The 19105-nt window shown below is 74.1% G+C and carries 16 protein-coding genes; 10 read left to right on the forward strand and 6 right to left on the reverse strand.

All coding sequences use genetic code 11. The features are described 5' to 3' along the window. A complete protein-coding gene (locus tag DCS98_RS06835) occupies nt 1-1581 on the forward strand; it encodes a class I adenylate-forming enzyme family protein (RefSeq protein ID WP_116450579.1) in 1581 nt (526 codons plus the stop codon). Between the two features lie 52 nt (nt 1582-1633). Then, complete coding sequence (locus DCS98_RS06840) at nt 1634-3094, forward strand: benzaldehyde dehydrogenase (RefSeq protein WP_116450687.1); 1461 nt, start codon at nt 1634-1636, stop codon at nt 3092-3094. A 98-nt stretch (nt 3095-3192) separates the two neighbouring features. On the opposite strand, the gene DCS98_RS06845 is transcribed toward DCS98_RS06840, so the two are convergent. Then, nucleotides 3193-3861, reverse strand: coding sequence for a CoA transferase subunit B (locus tag DCS98_RS06845; RefSeq protein WP_116450580.1), 669 nt, complete (start codon nt 3859-3861; stop codon nt 3193-3195). Further along, nucleotides 3861-4646 (reverse strand): CoA transferase subunit A, encoded by a 786-nt coding sequence (locus tag DCS98_RS06850; RefSeq protein WP_241037275.1) that lies wholly within the window; start codon nt 4644-4646, stop codon nt 3861-3863. Before DCS98_RS06850 ends, DCS98_RS06845 begins: the two co-directional genes overlap by 1 nt. A 134-nt stretch (nt 4647-4780) precedes the next feature. Between DCS98_RS06850 and DCS98_RS06855 the strand changes: the two genes are divergently transcribed. Next, a complete protein-coding gene (locus DCS98_RS06855; RefSeq protein WP_116450581.1) occupies nt 4781-5119 on the forward strand; it encodes a TFIIB-type zinc ribbon-containing protein in 339 nt (112 codons plus the stop codon). Between the two features lie 26 nt (nt 5120-5145). On the opposite strand, the gene DCS98_RS06860 is transcribed toward DCS98_RS06855, so the two are convergent. After that, nucleotides 5146-6135, reverse strand: a complete 990-nt coding sequence (locus tag DCS98_RS06860; RefSeq protein WP_116450582.1) for a sensor histidine kinase — start codon at nt 6133-6135, stop codon at nt 5146-5148. A gap of 89 nt (nt 6136-6224) precedes the next feature. Further along, a complete protein-coding gene (locus DCS98_RS06865; protein WP_206340126.1) occupies nt 6225-7697 on the reverse strand; it encodes an amino acid permease in 1473 nt (490 codons plus the stop codon). A 133-nt stretch (nt 7698-7830) separates the two neighbouring features. Between DCS98_RS06865 and DCS98_RS06870 the strand changes: the two genes are divergently transcribed. Further along, nucleotides 7831-9255, forward strand: coding sequence for an NADP-dependent succinic semialdehyde dehydrogenase (locus DCS98_RS06870; protein WP_116450584.1), 1425 nt, complete (start codon nt 7831-7833; stop codon nt 9253-9255). Between the two features lie 28 nt (nt 9256-9283). On the opposite strand, the gene DCS98_RS06875 is transcribed toward DCS98_RS06870, so the two are convergent. Further along, nucleotides 9284-9628, reverse strand: a complete 345-nt coding sequence (locus DCS98_RS06875; RefSeq protein WP_116450585.1) for a UBP-type zinc finger domain-containing protein — start codon at nt 9626-9628, stop codon at nt 9284-9286. A 32-nt stretch (nt 9629-9660) separates the two neighbouring features. Between DCS98_RS06875 and DCS98_RS06880 the strand changes: the two genes are divergently transcribed. The 5 genes from DCS98_RS06880 to DCS98_RS06900 all read left to right on the forward strand — a co-directional run bounded on the left by DCS98_RS06880 (nt 9661) and on the right by DCS98_RS06900 (nt 15327). Continuing rightward, nucleotides 9661-10110 carry a DUF5709 domain-containing protein gene (locus DCS98_RS06880; protein ID WP_206340127.1) on the forward strand — a complete coding sequence of 150 codons (450 nt, stop codon included), beginning with the start codon at nt 9661-9663 and terminating at the stop codon, nt 10108-10110. Nucleotides 10111-10187: 77 nt separating this feature from the next. After that, nucleotides 10188-11846 (forward strand): FAD-dependent oxidoreductase, encoded by a 1659-nt coding sequence (locus tag DCS98_RS06885; protein WP_116450587.1) that lies wholly within the window; start codon nt 10188-10190, stop codon nt 11844-11846. Further along, nucleotides 11843-13276 carry an ATP-binding protein gene (locus tag DCS98_RS06890; protein ID WP_116450588.1) on the forward strand — a complete coding sequence of 478 codons (1434 nt, stop codon included), beginning with the start codon at nt 11843-11845 and terminating at the stop codon, nt 13274-13276. The genes DCS98_RS06885 and DCS98_RS06890 overlap by 4 nt, the downstream gene beginning before the upstream one ends. 203 nt (nt 13277-13479) lie before the next feature. Further along, nucleotides 13480-14310 (forward strand): hypothetical protein, encoded by an 831-nt coding sequence (locus DCS98_RS06895; RefSeq protein ID WP_116450589.1) that lies wholly within the window; start codon nt 13480-13482, stop codon nt 14308-14310. Between the two features lie 153 nt (nt 14311-14463). Then, the gene (locus DCS98_RS06900) at nt 14464-15327 is read left to right on the forward strand and encodes a class I SAM-dependent methyltransferase (protein ID WP_116450689.1); all 864 of its coding nucleotides are present in this window, start codon (nt 14464-14466) and stop codon (nt 15325-15327) included. A gap of 1 nt (nt 15328) precedes the next feature. Here the strand turns inward: DCS98_RS06900 and DCS98_RS06905 are convergent, their stop codons facing one another. Further along, nucleotides 15329-16945: a peptide chain release factor 3 gene (locus DCS98_RS06905; protein WP_241037277.1), complete on the reverse strand. Its 1617-nt coding sequence runs from the start codon at nt 16943-16945 to the stop codon at nt 15329-15331. Between the two features lie 265 nt (nt 16946-17210). On the opposite strand from DCS98_RS06905, the gene DCS98_RS06910 reads away from it, so the two are divergent. Then, nucleotides 17211-19094, forward strand: coding sequence for a DUF222 domain-containing protein (locus tag DCS98_RS06910; RefSeq protein ID WP_241037278.1), 1884 nt, complete (start codon nt 17211-17213; stop codon nt 19092-19094). Nucleotides 19095-19105 lie beyond the last annotated feature (11 nt).

Raw genomic sequence — 19105 nt, forward strand, 5'->3', positions numbered from 1 at the left:
GTGCTGGAGCGCAGCGAGCTGCTGGCCGCTCCGGTCCCGGGCCCGGTGGGGGGCGTCCTCGGCGACGTCCTCCACCGGGCCGCCCGGGAGGCCCCGGACGACCTGCTGCTGAGCACGCCGGCGACGGGGGAGACCTGGACGGCGGCGGAGCTGCTCGCCGAGGCACGTGCGGTCGCGGGCGGTCTGCTCCGCGACCTGGAGCCTGGCTCGCGCATCGCCACGTGCCTGGGCAACGGCCCCGAGCCGGTGCTGCTCCAGCTGGGGGTGGCGCTGGCCGGGATGACGCTCGTCCCGGTCAACCCCCGCTCCCGCCCGGCCGAGCTCGAGCACGCGCTCCGGCTGTCGGGGGCGGTGCGCCTCTACGCCGCGGTGGATGTCGCCGGGAACCCGGTCGCCGACCTCGCGACCGCGGCCCTCGACCGGCTGCCCGCGCTGCGGGAGGTCCGCCGCTGCGACGGCGACCGGCGGGACGCGATCGACCTCACCGAGCCCGCCGACCTCCCGGTGGTCGACCCGGAGAGCCTCGCGCAGGTCCAGTTCACCTCCGGCACCACGGGCCGGGCCAAGGGCGTCCGCATCACGCACTCCGGCATGGTCACCACCGGCCGCGCGTTCGCCGACCGGCTCGGCGCCACGGCGGGACGGGTGTGGGTGAACCCCATGCCGCTGTTCCACACCGCCGGCAACGTGCTCGGCGTGGTGGGGGCGCTGTCGGCCCGGGCGGAGCACGTCGTCCTGCCCTTCGCCCCCGCGCCCGTGCTCCGGGCGATGGCCGACCGCCGGGCCACCCTGCTGTCTGCGGCGCCCACGCTGCTCGACCTCCTCGCGGCCCACCCGGACCTCCCGGCGACCGACCTGAGCGCGCTGCAGGTGCTCTTCACCGGTGGCATGACCGTCACCCCGACGTTCGTCGACCGCGTCGAGTCGTTGTTCGGGGCCCGGCTGTCGATCACCTTCGGCATGACGGAGACCTGCGGCGCCGTGCTGCAGACCGCGCCGACCGACCCCGACCCGGTCCGGCGGGAGACCGTCGGTGCGCCGCTGGCGGGGACCGACGTCCGCATCGCCGGCCCGGACGGCGAGGCGGTCCCGCCCGGCACCGCCGGCGAGCTCTGGGTGCGCGGGGCGCGCATCACCCGCGGCTACCTCGACGACCCGGCCGCCACGGCCGAGGCCATCGACCCCGACGGCTGGCTGCACACCGGCGACCTCGCCGAGATGGACGCAGACGGTGCCTGCCGCGTGGTCGGGCGGATCAAGGACATGATCAAGACCGGCGGCGAGAACGTCTCGCCGGTCGAGGTCGAGGAGCTGCTCGTGCAGCACCCGGCCGTCGACCGCGCGGCCGTCGTGGGCGTGCCCGACGAGCGGTGGGGCGAGCTCGTCGTCGCCTTCGTCGTCCCCGCTGCGGGTCGGGAGCCGGACCCGGCCGAGCTGACCGGGTTCTGCCGCGAGGGGCTGTCGCCCTTCAAGGTGCCCCGGCTGTGGCGCGTCGTCGACGACCTGCCCATGACGGCCTCGGCCAAGGTGCAGCGCGCCGAGCTGCGCCGGATCGCGGCGGAGGACCCGGCGCCGCGCTGATCCCGGCCGACGGGGGATGCTTGTCCGGACGGACGTGACGAAGGAGGACGACGTGGCACTTCTCGACGACGGCGCATGGCAGGGCAAGGTCTGGACCGGGGCGTGGACCGACGGCAGCGGCGGTACCTACGACGCGCTGGAGCCGGCGACGGGCGAGGTGCTCGGCTCGGTGGGGAAGGCGACCCCGGAGGACGTGCACGAGGCGGCGGTCCGCGCGGTCGGGGCGCAGAAGGCGTGGGCGGCCCTGCCGTTCGAGCAGCGCGCCGCCGTGCTACGCAGGGCCGGTGACGTGCTCTCGGCCCACGCGGACGAGATCAAGGGCTGGCTGGCCCGCGAGTCCGGCGCCATCCAGCCGTTCGGCGACTTCCAGGTCCACACGTCCGCGCAGGAGTGCTACGAGGCCTCCGCGCTGCCGTCCCACCCGTACGGCGAGCTGCTGCGGACCGGCTCGCCGCGGCTGTCGTTCGCCCGCCGCGTGCCCGCGGGCGTCGTCGGCGTCATCGCCCCGTTCAACGTGCCCACGATCCTGGCGATCCGCGCCGTCGCACCGGCGCTGGCCCTGGGCAACGCCGTCATCCTCAAGCCCGACCCGCGGACGGCGATCAGCGGCGGCGCCATGTTCGCGCGCGTCTTCGAGGAGGCCGGGCTGCCCGCCGGGGTGCTGCAGGTGCTGCCGGGCGGTGCCGACGTCGGCGAGGCGCTGGTCGTGGAGCCCGCCGTCCGGGTCATCGCCTTCACCGGATCGACGCGGGCCGGGCGCTCCGTCGGCGCGCTGGCCGGCCAGCACCTCAAGCGCGCGCACCTGGAGCTGGGCGGGAACTCGGCGCTGATCGTGCTCGGGGACGTCGACGTGACCGCGGCCGCCTCGGTCGGCGCGTGGGGCACGTTCGCCCACCAGGGGCAGATCTGCATGGCCACCTCGCGGCACCTGGTGCACGAGTCGATCGCCGAGGAGTACACGCAGATCCTCACCGAGAAGGTGGAGAAGCTGCCGGTCGGTGACCCGTTCCGCGACCAGGTGGCGCTGGGGCCGCTGATCGACGCCGGCCAGCGCGACCGCGTGCACGGGCTGGTCACCGCCTCGGTCGAGGGCGGGGCGACGGTGCGCACGGGCGGTACCTACGAGGGGCTCTTCTACCGGCCGACGGTGCTGGGCGACGTCCCGGTCGAGGCCCCCGCCTACCAGGAGGAGATCTTCGGGCCGGTCGCCCCGGTGACGCCGTTCTCGTCGCTGGACGAGGTCGCCGAGCTGGCCGCGGGCACCGAGTACGGCCTGTCGCTGGGCATCCTGACCCGCGACGTGTACGCCGGCCTGCAGCTGGCCGAGCGGATCCCGTCCGGGCTGGTGCACATCAACGACCAGACGGTCAACGACGAGGCGGTGGCACCCTTCGGCGGCGTCGGCGCGTCGGGCACCGGGTCCCGGCACGGCGGTCCGATGGCCAACATCGAGGCGTTCACCGAGACCCAGTGGGTCACCCTGCGCGGCGACCTCCCCGCCTACCCCTTCTGACGGTCCGCTGGGACCGTTGTCCCTCGGGCAGCCACTCCGGAGCCGGAAGTGGCCGGCCCAGGGACAACGGTCCCCGGCGGCCGTGACGCGGAAGGGCGTCAGACGGTGGTGGGGAGGGGCATCTCGCGGAGGTCGTCGGCGACGGTGAGCGGCGCGCCGGTGGCGGCCACGACCTCGTCGGCGGAGACGCCGGGCGCGGTCTCGAGCAGCACCAGACCCCGCTCGGTCACGTCGATGACGGCGAGGTCGGTGATGATCCGGTCGACGCACGCCTTGCCGGTCAGCGGCAGCGTGCACTCCTCGACGATCTTCGGTGACCCGTCGCGGGCGACGTGCTCCATCATGATGATCACGCGACGTGCGCCGTGGACGAGGTCCATCGCGCCGCCCATGCCGTTGACCATCTTCCCGGGGATGAGCCAGTTGGCGAGGTCGCCGCGGGTGTTCACCTGCATCGCCCCGAGGATCGCGACGTCCAGGTGCTTGCCGCGGATCATCCCGAACGACTCCGACGAGTCGAAGAAGCTCGCCCCGGGCAGGAGCGTGACGGTCTCCTTGCCGGCGTTGATCAGGTCCGGGTCCTCGTCGCCCTCGAAGGGGTAGGGGCCGACCCCGAGGATCCCGTTCTCGGAGTGCAGGACGACGTGGACGCCGTCGGGCACGTAGTTCGGCACCAGGGTCGGCATCCCGATCCCGAGGTTCACGTACTGGCCGTCCTCGAGCTCGAGGGCCACGCGGGCGGCGAGCTGCTCACGGTTGAGGGACATCAGGCGGTGGCCTCCTCGCCGGCGGCGGCCGGGGTGTCGGAGCGGTCGCTGCGCGGGCGGGTGGTGCGCTTCTCGATCGGCTTGCGGTCTCCGCCCACCACGACGACGCGGTCGACGTAGACCCCGGGGAGGTGCACGTGCTCCGGGGTGAGGTCTCCGGGCTCCACCAGCTCCTCGACCTCGGCGATCGTGATGCGGCCGGCCATCCCGGCCAGCGGGTTGAAGTTGCGCGCCGACTCGTGGAAGTAGAGATTGCCGTGCCGGTCGCCCATGAGGGCGTGCACCAGGCCGAAGTCGGCGGTCAGCGCGGTCTCCAGCACGTACTGCTGGCCGTCGAACTCCCGGACCTCCTTGGGCCGGCTGGTCTCCACGACGTTCCCGTCGGCGTCGTACCGGACGGGGATGCCGCCGTCGGCGACCAGCGTGCCGACCCCGGTGGGCGTGTAGAACGCGGGGATGCCGGCACCCCCGGCGCGCAGCCGCTCGGCGAGCGTGCCCTGCGGGGTGAGCTCGACCTCCAGCTGCCCGGACAGGTAGAGCCGGGCCAGCTCCTTGTTGCCGCCGACGAACGAGCTGATGGTCTTGCGGATCCGGCCGGCGTACAGCAGCACGCCGAGCGCCGCGTCGTCCACTCCGCAGTTGTTGGAGATGGTGGTCAGCTCGGCGGTGCCCTGCTCCAGCAGCGCGTCGATCAGCGCGAAGGGGACCCCGCAGAGACCGAACCCCCCGACGGCGAGCGTCGCGCCGTCGGAGATGTCCGCGACGGCCTCCCTGGTGGTGGCCACGACTTTGTCCAACACGAGCTCCCATCGGTCCGGGCTGCGGGCTCCCAGTATCCATTCCGGCCCCCGTCGCTCCGACCTGCGGCATCCACTGGGTGGAACGGGAACTCCCCGTCGGTGACCTCCGTTGCGCGGACATGGAGCTGACCTGTCCGAAGTGCCACGGGACCATGCGCACCTACGAGCGCAACGGCGTGCACGTGGACCAGTGCGCCGACTGCCGGGGGATCTTCCTCGACCGGGGTGAGCTCGACCGGTTGATCGACGCCGAGAACGCCTGGCACGGCGGGGGGCGCGCGACGCAGACCCACCAGTCCTCGGACCACCAGTCCTACCGGTCGTCCGGCGACCAGCAGGGCGGTCTCGGCGGGGTGGTCGGCGAGGTGCTCCGTCAGGTGCAGAGCACCAAGCACTCGTCGCACTCGTCGACCCACCGGCGCAAGAAGGAGTCGTTCCTCGGCGACCTCTTCGGCTGACCGGGTTCGGCTGACCGGGCTCCGGCTCAGCCGAGGCGGACGGTGAGCCGGACGCGCGTGCCCTGGTCGTCGGAGGAGAGGTCGACGTGGTCGCACAGCTGCCGGGCCAGCCACAGCCCCATGCCGCCTCGGGAGAGGTCGTCGCCGTGCGCCGGGCCGTAGCCGGCGAAGGGATCGGTGAGGCCGGGGCCTCCGTCGTCGATCGAGCAGACGATCCGGTCGTCGCCGACCCAGAGCCGGAGGCCCACCGGCGGCCTGCCGTGGCGGACGGCGTTGGACGTCATCTCGTCGACGGCGAGCAGGTAGTCCTCGACCAGGTCCCGCGGCGCGTCCACGGTCGCGAGCTCGGCGGCGACGGCGTGCCGCAGGCCGATGTAGTCCTCGACGTCACGGGCCCACAGCCGGGGCGCGGTGGCCTCCAGCGGGTCCACCGGGACCGGCAGCTCCGCGAGGTACCGGGCCGGCGGGACGAAGTCGGGGTTGGCCGAGCGCCCCGCCGGCGTCACGAGGGCGGTGTGGGTGCGCAGCGCCGACTCCAGGACCGGGTCGGGGAGCGCCTGCGTGTCGAACACGCACAGCCCCCACAGCGGCCAGTCCGCCAGCGCCTTGTTGATCACCGACTCGTAGCGCATCCACTCCAGCCAGTCGCGCTCGGTGGCCCCGTAGTCGACCTCGCCGATCACGCGGACGCGGCGGGCCCCTCCGGCGGAACGCTCGTGGGCGACCCGGCGGAAGGTGGTGATCGCCGTGGGCGTGCGGGCGCGGTAGACGTCGCCCCGCTCGAGGATGTGCACGCGGGGGTCGCCGTCGAGGGCGTCGCGGAGAGCGGCCGACGTCTGTTCCCCGGCCGCCACCACCGCGGCGTCACCGGCCGCCAGGCCCTCGAGCAGGAAGGGCACGGCCACGTCGACCAGCTGCGCCCGGTCGTCGTAGAGCAGGGCGTCGTGCAGGTAGGCGCGCGGGGTGTGCAGGTGGTCGGGAGCGGGCGCCGCCCCCTCCGATCCCCACCCAGTCATCGGTCCACCCCGGAGATGTCAGTTGCCACCCGACATCGGGGGCTTGCCGGTCCCACGGTAGGCCAGTTGCGGCTGCGCGGCCGGATGTCCTACGGGGCGACGTCGGGCACCCGGTCGCGCATGCGCGAGTTCCGGTAGCCGTAGACGGCGTAGACGACCAGGCCCAGCAGCAGCCAGGCGAGGAACCGGAGCCACGTCTCGATGCTGAGGTTGACCATCAGGTAGAGGCAGGCCACCGCGGACAGCACCGGCACGGCGGGGGAGAAGGGGACGCGGAAGGGGCGCCTGAGCTCCGGCCGGGTGCGGCGCAGGACCGGGACCGCGGCCGACACCAGCACGAACGCGAACAGGGTGCCGATGCTGACCAGGTTGGCCAGCTCCTCCAGCGGCACGAACGTCGCCATCACCAGCACGAGCGCGGCGAACAGCACGGTCATCCGCACCGGTGTCCCGGTGCGCGGGTGCACCTTCGCCACGGCCGGCGGCAGCAGCCCGTCGCGGCCCATGGCGAAGCCGATCCGCGTCATGGTGATCAGGTCGACGAGGATCACCGAGGTCAGCCCGGCGACGGCGGCCAGGGACACCAGCGCCGAGGCCCAGCCCAGCCCGACCTGGTCGAACGCGTCCGCGATCGGCGCCCCCGGGTCGATGTCGCGGTAGTCGACCATCCCGACCAGCACGAACGAGACGCCGATGTAGAGCGCCGTCGCCAGGCCGAGGGTGCCGAGCAGCCCGAGCGGCAGGTCCCGGCCCGGACGCCGGGTCTCCTCCGAGAGGTTCGCGACCGCCTCGAAGCCGGTGTAGGAGAAGAAGACCACCGCGGCCGCCGTCAGCACGCCGCCGATGCCGAAGACCGCCGGCTCCAGGCCGAACGCCGCGGCGATGAGCGGCTGGTCGATCCCCCCGCCGGTGTCGCTCGGCTCGCCCGACGGGACGAACGGGGTGAGGTTGGCGCCCCGCACGAACCAGGCGCCGGCGACGACCACGAACACGCAGATGGCCACCTTGACGACCACGAGCGCGTTGGTCACCCGCGCGGACTCGCGGATGCCCAGGGCCGCCACGACGGTGAGGACGACGACGATCAGCGCCGCGCCGACGTTGACGGTGGTCCCCTCGCCGAACAGCGACGTGGGCAGGTCGAGCAGGTTGCCGACGTACCCCGACCAACCGCGCGCGACGACGGCGGCGCCGAGGGCGAACTCGAGGAAGAGGTCCCACCCGATGATCCAGGCGATCAGCTCCCCGACGGTGGCGTAGGCGTAGGAGTAGGCGCTGCCCGCCGTCGGCACGCTGGAGGCGAGCTCGGCGTAGCAGAGCGCGGCCAGCAGGGCGACCACGCCGGCCACGGCGAAGGAGATGACGACGGCCGGGCCGGCGGTGTCGCGGGCCTGGATGCCGGTGAGCGTGAAGATGCCGGTGCCGATGACCACGCCGATGCCCATGCCGACGAGGTGGCGGGCGCTGAGGTTCTGGCGCAGGCGGCCGACGTCGCTGCCCGCGCCCTCACCGGCGGCGTCCTCGCCGATGTGCTCGACCGACTTGGTACGGAACAGGTCCACCGCGGGGACGCTAGGACCCATCACGGCCCGCCGCCCGCCGAGGCACGGTGGCCTGCGGCACAGCGGTTTCACGACCGCGTCGCCGGGCAGGGGAGAGCCGACGCGAGGCAGCACCACCGACGGGAGAGCACCCATGGCCATCGCCACCATCAACCCGGCCACCGGCGAGACGCTGAAGACCTACGAGCCGCTGTCCGACGACGCGCTCGAGGAGAAGCTGGCCCGAGCCGCCGCCGCTGCCGCGACCTACCGGCGCACGTCGCCGGAGGAGCGGGCGGGCTGGCTGAGCGCGGCCGCCGACGTCCTCGACGAGGACGCCGACGCCGTCGCCGAGCTGATGACGACCGAGATGGGCAAGACCCTCGCCTCGGCGAAGGCCGAGGTGGCCAAGTGCGCCAAGGCCCTGCGCTGGTACGCCGAGCACGGCCCTGCCCTGCTGCGGCCGGAGGAGAAGGACGCCGGCGCGGTGAAGGCCGTCGACGCCTACGTCGTCCACCAGCCGATCGGCGTCGTCCTGGCGATCATGCCGTGGAACTTCCCGCTCTGGCAGGCGATGCGGTTCGCCGCCCCGGCGCTGATGGCCGGCAACGTCGGCCTGCTCAAGCACGCCAGCAACGTGCCGCAGACCGCCCTCTACCTGGAGGAGCTCTTCCGCAAGGCGGGCTTCCCCGACGACGTCTTCCAGACGCTGCTGATCGGCTCGTCGACCATCGAGAAGGTGCTGCGCGACGACCGGGTCGCCGCCGCGACGCTCACCGGCAGCGCCCCGGCCGGGCAGTCGGTGGCCTCGATCGCCGGCGACGCGCTGAAGAAGACGGTGCTGGAGCTCGGCGGCAGCGACCCGTTCATCGTCATGCCGTCGGCGAACCTGGAGAAGGCGGCGGAGGTCGCCGTCACCGCGCGCAACCAGAACAACGGCCAGAGCTGCATCGCGGCCAAGCGCTTCTTCGTGCACCGCGACGTGGCCGACGAGTTCACCCGCCTGTTCGCGGAGAAGATCGCGGCGCTCACCGTCGGCGACCCCATGGACGAGGACACCCAGATCGGCCCGCTGGCCACCGAGTCGGGCCGGGAGGACGTCGAGAAGTACGTGGACGACGCCGTCGCCAAGGGCGCGACGGTGCTGGTGGGCGGCACGCGGGTCGACCGGCCGGGCTGGTTCTACGAGCCCACGCTGCTCAGCGGCATCACCCCGGAGATGGACCTCTACTCCGAGGAGGTCTTCGGCCCGGTGGCGGCGCTGTTCACGGTGGACTCGCTCGGCGAGGCGATCGAGATCGCCAACAGCCACCCCTACGGCCTCGGCGCCAACCTGTGGAGCGAGGACGAGGACGAGCGGGCGCAGTTCATCGCCGACGTCGCCTCGGGCATGGCATTCATCAACGGGATGGTGACCAGCTACCCGGAGCTGCCCTTCGGCGGCGTGAAGCAGAGCGGCTACGGCCGCGAGCTCACCGAGCTCGGCATGCGGGAGTTCATGAACGCGAAGACGGTCTGGGTCGGGCCGCCCAGCGGCGAGCAGGGGGATGGTGACACGGCGGGGGCCGCATCAGAATGACCGCGTGACCTCCGGGACGGCCGCCCGCCTAGTGCAGCCGGGATCGCCAGTCGGCGGGCACCCGGCCGCGCGGGCCGGGGGCCGGCTGGTCGACCGGGTGGTGCTGCGGCGGGGCCAGCACCACGCCGACCACCGGCTGCTCGGTCGAGAAGTCCCAGAACCAGTCCTCGCCGGGCTCGAAGCTGCGGATCACCGGGTGCCCCGAGGCCGCCGCGTGCGCCCGCGCGTGCTGGTTCGGCGAGGAGTCGCAGCACCCCACGTGCCCGCAGCGGGCACACCGGCGCAGGTGGAACCACCAGCCGCCGGCCTGCTCGCACTCGACGCAGCCGGTTCCCGAGGGCGGCACGGCGGGGTCGATCTGCTGGCCGGTCATCCGCACACTCCGAGCTGAAGGGACGCACCATCGTGGAACCTGGGATCTACGGTACGGACGGCACCGACCCCGAGGAAGCCTCCGGGCTGCTCGAGCCGGAGGACACCCTCGACGACCCGCGCGGGGTCCGGGACGTCCTCGACACCGGCTGGTCGCCCCCGGAACGCCCGTGGGGCGTCGAGGACTGGGGGACGACGGAGTCGGAGGAGCTGGCCGGCGAGAGCCTGGACGGCCGCCTCGCCCGCGAGCTGCCCGACCGCTCCGACGACGACGGCGACGGCCTGGGTGACAGCTCGGACACCGACGGCGAGCTGCTCGACGACGAGGTCGGCGACGACCGCGCCGGCCGGCTGGTCGACTCCGACGACGGTGGCGCCGGGGACACCGACGACGAGCTCTGGGCCCGGGACGCGGGGATCGACGGCGCCGCGGCGTCGGCCGAGGAGGCGGCCGTGCACGTCGTCCGGGACCGCGACCGCTAGAGGGGTGCGCCGGCGGTCGCGGCGCGACTAGCGTTGACGACGGCCACGACCCGCCGTGGCACGACAGGAGTCGCCGCATGGGCAAGCCGGTCATCCTCAGCGTGGACGACGACCCCGGGGTCTCCCGGGCCGTGGCCCGGGACCTGCGCCGCAGGTACGGCGAGGACCACCGGGTGCTGCGGGCGTCGTCCGCGGCCGAGGGGCTCGAGGCGCTGCGCGAGCTGAAGCTGCGGGGTGACCCGGTGGCGGTGCTGCTCGCCGACTACCGGATGCCGGAGATGAACGGCATCGACTTTCTCGAGATGGCGATGGACCTGTTCCCGCGGGCCCGCCGCGCGCTGCTGACCGCCTACGCCGACACCGACGCCGCGATCCAGGCGATCAACGTCGTCGACGTCGACGCGTACCTGCTCAAGCCGTGGGACCCGCCGGAGGAGAAGCTCTACCCCGTCGTCGACACGATGCTGAAGTCGTGGCGGGAGGCGCCCGACCCGGAGGTCGAGGGCGTGAAGATCGTCGGCCACCGCTGGTCGGCCCCGTCGTTCCGGGCGCGTGACCTGCTCGCCCGCAACGCCGTGCCCTACACCTGGTTCAGCGTCGACGAGCCGGAGGGCCAGCGGATCCTGGCCGCCGCCGGGGCGGGCCCGGAGGACATCCCGGTCGTGGTCACGCCGGACGCGCAGGTGCTGCTGCACCCGAGCGAGTCCGAGCTCGCCGCCGTCGCGGGGCTCGCCGTCGAGCCGCGGGAGATGTTCTACGACCTCATCGTGGTCGGGGGCGGCCCGGCCGGGCTCGGTGCCGCCGTCTACGGGGCCTCCGAGGGGCTGCGGACCGTGCTCGTCGAGCGCGAGGCGACCGGCGGGCAGGCAGGCCAGAGCAGCCGCATCGAGAACTACCTCGGCTTCCCGGACGGCGTCTCCGGTGGCCAGCTGGCCGAGCGCGCTCGCCGCCAGGCGGTGAAGTTCGGCGCCGAGCTGCTGCTCACCCGCGACGTCGTCGCGCTCGAGACCCACGGGCCCAAGCGCGTGGTGCGCCTGGACGACGGCCGGGTGCTGGCCGCGCACGCCGTCGTCCTGGCGACCGGCATCTCCTACCGCAGCCTCGGGGTGGACGGCGTCGACGACCTCACCGGCCGGGGCGTCTACTACGGCTCGGCGATGACCGAGGCCGTGGAGTGCACCGACCGGGACATCTTCGTCGTCGGCGGGGCGAACTCCGCCGGGCAGGCCGCGGTGTACCTGTCGCGGTTCGCCCGGTCGGTCACCATCCTCGTGCGGGGCGACTCGCTCGAGGCCTCGATGTCGTCCTACCTCATCGAGCAGATCGCCGGGATCGAGAACATCTCCGTCCGGACCTGCTGCACGGTCGCCGGTGCGCAGGGCGACGGCCACCTCGAGGCGATCACCGTCCAGGACGCGAACACCGGCGAGCGGGAGACGCTGCCGGCCAGCCACCTGTTCGTCTTCATCGGCGGGGCGCCGCGCACGGCGTGGCTCGACGGGGCGGTCTCCCGCGACGACCACGGCTTCATCCGGACGGGCCCCGGGCTGCTGGACGAGGGGCGCCGCCCGCCCGGCTGGGTCCCCGACCGCGACCCGTACCTGCTGGAGGCGAGCCTGCCCGGCGTCTTCGTCGCCGGTGACGTCCGGTGCGACTCGGTCAAGCGGGTGGCGTCGGCGGTCGGGGAGGGCGCCATGGCGGTCACCCTCGTGCACCGGTACCTGGGGGAGCGATGACGGCGACGGAACCGCGGCTGACGCCCGACGAGCTGCGCGGGCTCTTCCTCTTCGAGCAGCTGGACGACGAGAAGCTCGCCTGGGTCTCGGCCAACGGCGACGTCGTCGACTGCCCGGCCGGCACCGAGGTGTCGGTCGAGGGCGAGCCGGCCGAGTGCTTCTTCGTGCTGCTCGAGGGCACGATGACGATGGTCCGGACGGTCGGCGGCAGCGAGGTCGAGACGGTGCGGACGTCGCACCGCGGCGTGTACTCGGGGGCCGTGCAGTTCTACTTCGGCGACCGGCTCGAGCAGCGCTACCCGGCGACGGTCCGGGCGGTCACCGACTGCCGCTTCCTCGCCCTGCCGGCCGGCCCGTTCGCCGCCGTCTTCCGGCAGTGGTACCCGATGGCCGTGCACCTGCTCGAGGGCATGTTCGTCGGGCAGCGGAACTCCGCCGAGCTGGTCGGCCAGCGCGAGCGGCTGCTGGCGCTGGGCAAGCTGACCGCCGGCCTGACCCACGAGCTCAACAACCCGGCCGCCGCGGCGGCCCGGGCGGCCGACGCGCTGCGCGATCGCTTCGCCGGCATGCGGCACAAGCTGGCCATGCTGTCGGAGGGCAAGCTCGACGGCGAGGTGCTGCGCTCGCTGACGGGGCTGCAGGAGGAGTTCGTCGGCCGGGTCGGCACCGCCCGCGAGCTGACCACGCTGGAGCGCTCGGACCTCGAGGACGGCCTGGGCGACTGGCTCGAGGACCACGAGGTGCCCCAGCCGTGGGAGCTGGCCGGGGTCTTCGTCGCCGCCGGGCTGCAGCCGGACGACCTCGACCGCGTCACGGACGCGGTGGGCCCCGACCACCTGGCGGCGGCGCTGCGCTGGCTGGCCTACACCGTCGAGGCCGAGGCTCTGCTGGTGGAGATCGCCGACAGCACGCACCGGATCTCCAGCCTGGTCGACGCGGCCAAGCAGTACTCGCAGATGGACCGCACGCCGCACCAGCCCACCGACCTGCACGCCGGGCTGGACGCCACGCTGGTGATGCTCGGCGGGAAGATCGGCGCCGGCATCACCGTGGTCAAGGAGTACGACCGCGGCCTGCCCGAGGTGCCGGCGTACGCGGGCGAGCTCAACCAGGTCTGGACCAACCTGATCGTCAACGCGCTCGACGCCATGGCCGGCGAGGGCACGCTGACGGTCCGGACGGCCCGGGACGGCGACTGCGCGGTGGTGGAGGTCGCCGACACGGGCCCGGGCATCCCGCCCGAGCTGCGCGACCGCGTCTTCGAGCCGTTCTTCACCACCAAACCGGTCGGGCAGGGCACCGGCCTCGGGCTGGACGTGTCGTGGCGCGTCGTCGTGAAGCGGCACGGCGGTGACCTGCGGGTGACGTCACGGCCGGGGGACACCCGCTTCCAGGTGCTGCTGCCGCTCACGGAGCCCGACCCCGGGTGACCGCGCAGCTGCCGCCACCGGTGGGCCGGCCGCTCGCCGCGACGAGCGCCGGGGTCAGCGTCCGGGCAGCCGCTGGGTGATCTCCTGCAGGAGCCGGTCCCGGAGGTTCGGGCCCGACCACGGTGGCGCAGGGGGGCCTGCTCGCCCCAGGGGAAGTCCCGGGCCGGCTGCCTCGTCGCCGGGGCGCTGGGACAGTGGAGGGCGTGTTCGATGTCGACTGGATGGGCCTGCTCACCCGCGAGGTGCTGCGCGAGCGGGCCGCCGACCTCATCGCCGAGACCTGCGCCTGGTCGGTGGGCATGTCCGACCAGCCGCACCACCTCCGCTCCGGCGGGCGGGTCGTCGCCACCGGCCTGACCGTGGGGGAGCGCGCGGCGCACGGGCTGAACCTCAGCGGCGACGAGGACGGCCGGCTCGACCTCGGCGACGCCCGGCCGGGCAGCTTCCAGGACGCGCTGAACTCCGTGGACGCCTCCGGCACGGTAGCCGCCGACCGGTACGACACCGATGTCCTGCACCCGTTCGTGCACGCGACCTGCGTGGCCGCCGCCGAGCGTGCGCGGCGGACGCGGCCGGACGCCTGGGCCGAGCTGGCCGACGACGTGGGCGAGGACGCCGGCGACCTGGCCGACGTCGTCCGCGCGGGCGGCTGGGAGGGACCGCTGCGGATCGACGCCGAGCACCTGGTGCTGGCCGCCCTGCGCGACGTGCCGCTCATCGAGGTGGAGGCGGAGGGGCTGCCGCTGTCGCTCGTGCGCGCCGCCGAGGCGGTGGCCCAGCAGGCGGTGGCACCGGCCGGGTCCGGCCCGGCGGACGACGACCTGGCGGGCTCGCTCTTCCTGGCCCGGGCGGCGGTGACGGCGACCGGCGCACCCCTGCCCGTCGCCCCGGAGGCGACCGAGGACCTGGTCGAGCAGCTGCTCGCGCACGGGCTGGAGCCCGACGAGGTCGCCGAGCTGCTGCCGCACCTGCCGCTGCAAACGGCCACCGTGCACGAGGTGGTCGCCATCCTCCGGGCGTCGGGCATCGGCTGACGGGTCCGCCGGCGCCGACGGGTCCTCCGGTCCCGAGGAGGCCCTTCGGCCCTGTCGGCGTCCGAGGGGTCGGGCCAGCCTGGCGAAGGCTGCCGACGGCAGCTCCCGGCGGTGCGGGGCGCCGGCTCCTCCCGGACGAAGGACGCCCCCGACATGACCTCCTCCACCGGCACCGCCGCCGACGCGGACCGCGCCCTCAAGGCCAGGCACCGGGCGATGTGGGCCTCGGGCGACTACCCGCGGCTGGCCGCCGAGCTGCTGCCCGAGCTCGGGGAGGTCCTCGTTAGGGCCTGCGGCATCAGGCGGGGGGACCGCGTTCTCGACGTCGCCGCCGGGACCGGCAACGTCGCGGTCACCGCGGCCAGGACGGGGGCGAGCGTGGTGGCCAGCGACCTGACGCCCGAGCTCTTCGAGGCGGGCCGGGCACGGGCGGCCGCCGAGGGCGTCGAGGTCGAATGGCGGGAGGCCGACGCCGAGGCGCTGCCCTTCGCCGACGGCGAGTTCGACGTGGTCGTGTCGGCGATCGGGATCATGTTCGCGCCGCACCACCAGCAGGCCGCCGACGAGCTGGTCCGGGTGTGCCGGCCCGGTGGCCGCATCGGGATCATCAGCTGGACGCCCGAGGGCTTCATCGGCCGGCTCTTCGCCACCATGAAGCCCTACGCGCCCCCGCCGCCCCCCGGTGCCTCCCCGCCGCCGAAGTGGGGGAGCGAGGACTACGCACTGGACCTGCTCGGCAGGCGGATCACCGATGTCGCGACCGAGCGCCGGGTGCTGACCGTCGACAGGTTCGACCGGCCCGAGGGCTTCCGCGACTACTTCAAGGAGGTCTACGGCCCGACGATCGCGGTGTACAAGGCGATCGCCGACGAGCCCGAGCGCGTGGCCGCCCTCGACGCGGAGCTGGCCGAGCTGGCGCGCCGCGCCGACCGCGGGCAGGGGTCGACGGTGGTCGACTGGGAGTACCTGCTGCTCACCGCCACGAGGAAGCGGGACCAGGTACCCGGGCCGCGGTAGCTCAGAGCTCGGCGGCGACCAGGGACTCGAGCACCAGGTCGGGGTTCTTCTCCTTGAACACCCGCAGGCCCCACTTGTCGCCGAACACCGCGACCAGCTCGCCGTTGGTGCGCTGCAGCACCTCGGCGTTGCGCGCCGTCGCGACCACGGGGGCCGAGGCCTCGTCGGTGCGCAGCGCCATGCTGTAGGGGAGCCGCTCGAGCTCGACCGGGGCGCCGAACTCGTGCTCCATGCGGTGGGTGGCCACCTCGAACTGCATCGGCCCGACGACGGCCAGCACCGGGGCCTGCTCGCCGCGGCGGTCCGACCGCAGCACCTGCACGACGCCCTCGGAGTCCAGCTGCTCGATCCCGCGGCGGAACTGCTTGTGCTTGCCGGTGTCGCGGCCGCGGCAGACGGCGAAGTGCTCGGGGGCGAAGGTGGTCAGCGGCGGGTAGGTCACCGGCTTCTCGGCGTAGAGCGTGTCGCCGACGCCGAGGGCCGCGGCGTTGACCAGGCCGACGACGTCGCCCGGGTAGGCGAAGTCGATGCTCTCCCGCTCCCGGCCGAACACGTGCTGGGCGTACTTGGTGGCGAACGGCCGGCCGGTGCGCGCGTGGGTGACGACCATGCCGCGCTCGAAGACGCCCGAGCAGATCCGGATGAACGCCAAGCGGTCGCGGTGCGCGGTGTCCATGCCGGCCTGCACCTTGAACACGAAGGCGCTGAACGGGTCGGTCAGCTCGCGCCGGTCGCCGTCGGCCGTGGGCACGCCGGTGGGCGCCGGGGCCTTGCCGACCAGGGTGTCCAGCAGGGCGCCCACGCCGAAGTTCGACACGGCGGAGGCGAACAGCACCGGTGTCGTGACGCCGTCCAGGAACAGCGACTGCTCGTGGTCCTGGCCGCTGGCCTCCAGCAGCTCGACCTCCTCGACCGCCTGCTGCCAGGCGTCGCCCTCGCGGGCGAGCGCCGCCTCGGCCGGGAGCGTCTCCTCGGGGGCGATCGTCGCCCCGCCGGCCGTGCGGGTGAACCGCCGGTAGGTGCCGTCGGAGCGGTCGAGGACGCCGCGGAAGTCGCCGGCGATGCCCACCGGCCAGGTCAGCGGGGTCGGCGTCAGGCCGGTGCGCTCGCTGATCTCGTCCATCAGTTCGAGCGCGTCCTTGCCCGGGCGGTCCCATTTGTTGACGACGGTCAGCACCGGGATGCCGCGGTGCCGGCACACGGCGAACAGCTTCATCGTCTGGGCCTCGAGGCCCTTGGCGGCGTCGATCAGCATCACCGCGGCGTCGACGGCGGTGAGCACGCGGTAGGTGTCCTCGGAGAAGTCCGAGTGCCCCGGGGTGTCGAGCAGGTTGATGACGGCGTCCCCGTACTCAAACTGCAGGGCCGCCGACGTGATGGAGATGCCGCGGGCCTTCTCCATGTCCATCCAGTCCGACACCGTGCCCCGGCGGCCGGCCTTGCCGTGCACCGCGCCGGCCTGGCCGATGACGCGGGCGTGCAGCGCGAGCGCCTCGGTGAGCGTCGACTTGCCGGCGTCGGGGTGGCTGATGACGGCGAACGTGCGCCGGCGGCCCGCCTGCTCGACCACGTCCTTCGCCGCGCCCACGGGGACCGCGCGCTCCTCGACGGCGCTCACCGGAGCGTCCTCAGGGCAGCACGGGACCGGGCGGAGGCGACGGGGGGCACGCATCGAGAGTAGTGCGGCGTGGGGACCGCGCACCGAGTCGTCGGGCACAGTCGCCCCTCGCTGGCTCCCGTCCTCCCACGAACCCGGAGGCGGCTTCTCACCAATCCGCTCCTTTCCGCACCAGCCGCCGGCTGCTGCTCCGCCCACATGGCGCTCGACCGCGTCGACATCCGGCCCCCCGGAAATGTCAGTGGTCGAACATACGATCGAACACATGGAGCAGGAGCCGCCGGCGGGATGGGCCACGGGCCCGCTGCGCGTCGTGCAGGAGGCCGACCGGGAGGTGGCCCGGCAGACCGCGCGGCGCGCGCGGGCGGTGGTGGAGTTCGCCGCGGCGCGACCTGCTACCGCTGACCGGGCGCCCGGTGAGCCCGGGAGCATGAGTGCAGCCCGGCGAGCCGCGCGGGCCGAGGTCCTCTCTCCGGTGAGCGAGTGGGCTGCCCCGGAGCTGTCGATCGCCCTGTCGATCACCGGCCAGGCCGCCGAGGCGCTGCTCGAGCGGTCGCTCACGCTGGTCCACCGGCTGCCGCGGACGCTGGCGGCCCTGGAGGCGGGCCTGCTGCACGTCGGTCACCTGTGGCCCCTGCTCGAGAAGGTGGCCCCCGTCGGGGATGCCACGGTTCGCGCGCGGCTGGAGGAGGACGTGCTCGCCTGGATGGCCGGCCGGCAGGTGACCACACCGGCGCAGCTGGGCGCGAAGATCCGGCGGGAGCTCCTGGCCCGGGACGTCCGGTCGGCGGCACGTGAGCTCGAGGCGGCGATCCGCCGACGCGGGGTGCACGTCCGCCCCGACCGCGTCGACGGGATGGCGGTGCTGACCGCGCTGTTCACCGTGCCCGAGGCCGAGGCGATGCTGGATGCGCTGGGCCAGTGCGCCGACGCGGTCGAGGACGACCCGGCCACCGGGCCGCCGCGGACGCGGGAGCAGCGGATGGCCGACTGCCTGCTGGACCTCGTGCTCCGGCCGGGCGAGACGACGCTCCCGGTGGTCCAGGCCCAGCTCACGGTCGTGGCGGGTGTCGCCACCCTGGCCGGAGGCGACGAGCCCGGCGAGATCGCGGGTCACCCGGTGCCCGCCGAGATGGTCCGCGCCCTCGCCCGGGCACTGGGGCTCCTGCCCGGCGAGGACGAGCCCGGCGCCCGTGACGAGGACGGGTCGACCGTGCTGGCGGAGGCGCCGGAGGGCACCGCTGCGCGAGCTGCTGCCGAGGCGGACGACCAGTGGTGGGCCGAGCTCGAGGAGCGTGCGCTCCGCGGTGAATGGCGCGGCGCCGACGAGCCGCCGCCGGAGGAACTGCAGCGGTGGTGGGCCGAGGAGGAGAGCTGGCCGTCCGTGGCGCCATGGCCCGACGACGGCGATCCGGCCCCCGGTGCCTCGTCCCCTGCGCTGGGCAGGCCCGCGCCGATCACAGCGCTCGGCACCGGGCCGTCGTGGTGGGCCGCAGCCGACCTGGCGCTGGTCGAGGTGGGCGCGAGCCAGCTCCAGCTGTACGGCGCTCTGGCACGGGCTCGCCGGGCCGTCGAGGAAGCGGAGATCGCCGACCTCGCCGACCGGGAGGAGTGGGAACTGTCACCAGCGGCGGCGATCTCCTCGGCTCCTGACGCCCTGGCCGCCCTCGAGCACGCCAGTGCTGCCCAGCGGACCGCCGTCGCCGACCTCCTCCGGCGCACTGCCGGCGGTGGGCTCACCGACCGGCCGCGGATCGCGGTCACCAATGCGCTCACCGGCGCCCTGGTCGCGCTCACCGACGCCCGCGAGCTGCGCCGCGCCGCGACCGCCGGGGACGGTCTGGGGCCTCCACCGGGGAGCCCGACGTACCGGCCCGGGGCGGCGCTGGACCGGTTCGCCAGGGCTCGCGATCGACGATGCCGGTTCCCCGGCTGCCGGCGCCGCGTGCCACGGACCGGAGAGCTCGACCACCACCGGCCGTGGCCGGCCGGACCGACGACGGCCGGGAACCTCACCGGCTTCTGCACGTCGCACCACCGGGGCAAGCACCAGGCCCCCGGATGGCGGTTCCACCTGTCGTCCGCCGGCACGCTGACGGTCACCACGCCCAGCGGCGTGGCTGCCCGCACGGCACCCCCACCCTTCTGAGCGCAGCCGGC

The sequence above is a fragment of the Blastococcus litoris genome (genome assembly GCF_003075095.1).
Taxonomy (GTDB): Bacteria; Actinomycetota; Actinomycetes; order Mycobacteriales; family Geodermatophilaceae; genus Blastococcus_B; species Blastococcus_B litoris.

Bases quoted from the DNA above. Each gene is read 5' to 3' on its own strand.
- DCS98_RS06870 (WP_116450584.1), top strand. From the start codon at position 7,831: ATGGCCATCGCCACCATCAACCCGGCCACCGGCGAGACGCTGAAGACC.
- DCS98_RS06875 (WP_116450585.1), bottom strand. From the start codon at position 9,628: ATGACCGGCCAGCAGATCGACCCCGCCGTGCCGCCCTCGGGAACCGGC.
- DCS98_RS06860 (WP_116450582.1), bottom strand. From the start codon at position 6,135: ATGACTGGGTGGGGATCGGAGGGGGCGGCGCCCGCTCCCGACCACCTG.
- DCS98_RS06845 (WP_116450580.1), bottom strand. From the start codon at position 3,861: ATGTCCCTCAACCGTGAGCAGCTCGCCGCCCGCGTGGCCCTCGAGCTC.
- DCS98_RS06900 (WP_116450689.1), top strand. From the start codon at position 14,464: ATGACCTCCTCCACCGGCACCGCCGCCGACGCGGACCGCGCCCTCAAG.
- DCS98_RS06885 (WP_116450587.1), top strand. From the start codon at position 10,188: ATGGGCAAGCCGGTCATCCTCAGCGTGGACGACGACCCCGGGGTCTCC.
- DCS98_RS06855 (WP_116450581.1), top strand. From the start codon at position 4,781: ATGGAGCTGACCTGTCCGAAGTGCCACGGGACCATGCGCACCTACGAG.
- DCS98_RS06890 (WP_116450588.1), top strand. From the start codon at position 11,843: ATGACGGCGACGGAACCGCGGCTGACGCCCGACGAGCTGCGCGGGCTC.
- DCS98_RS06910 (WP_241037278.1), top strand. From the start codon at position 17,211: ATGGAGCAGGAGCCGCCGGCGGGATGGGCCACGGGCCCGCTGCGCGTC.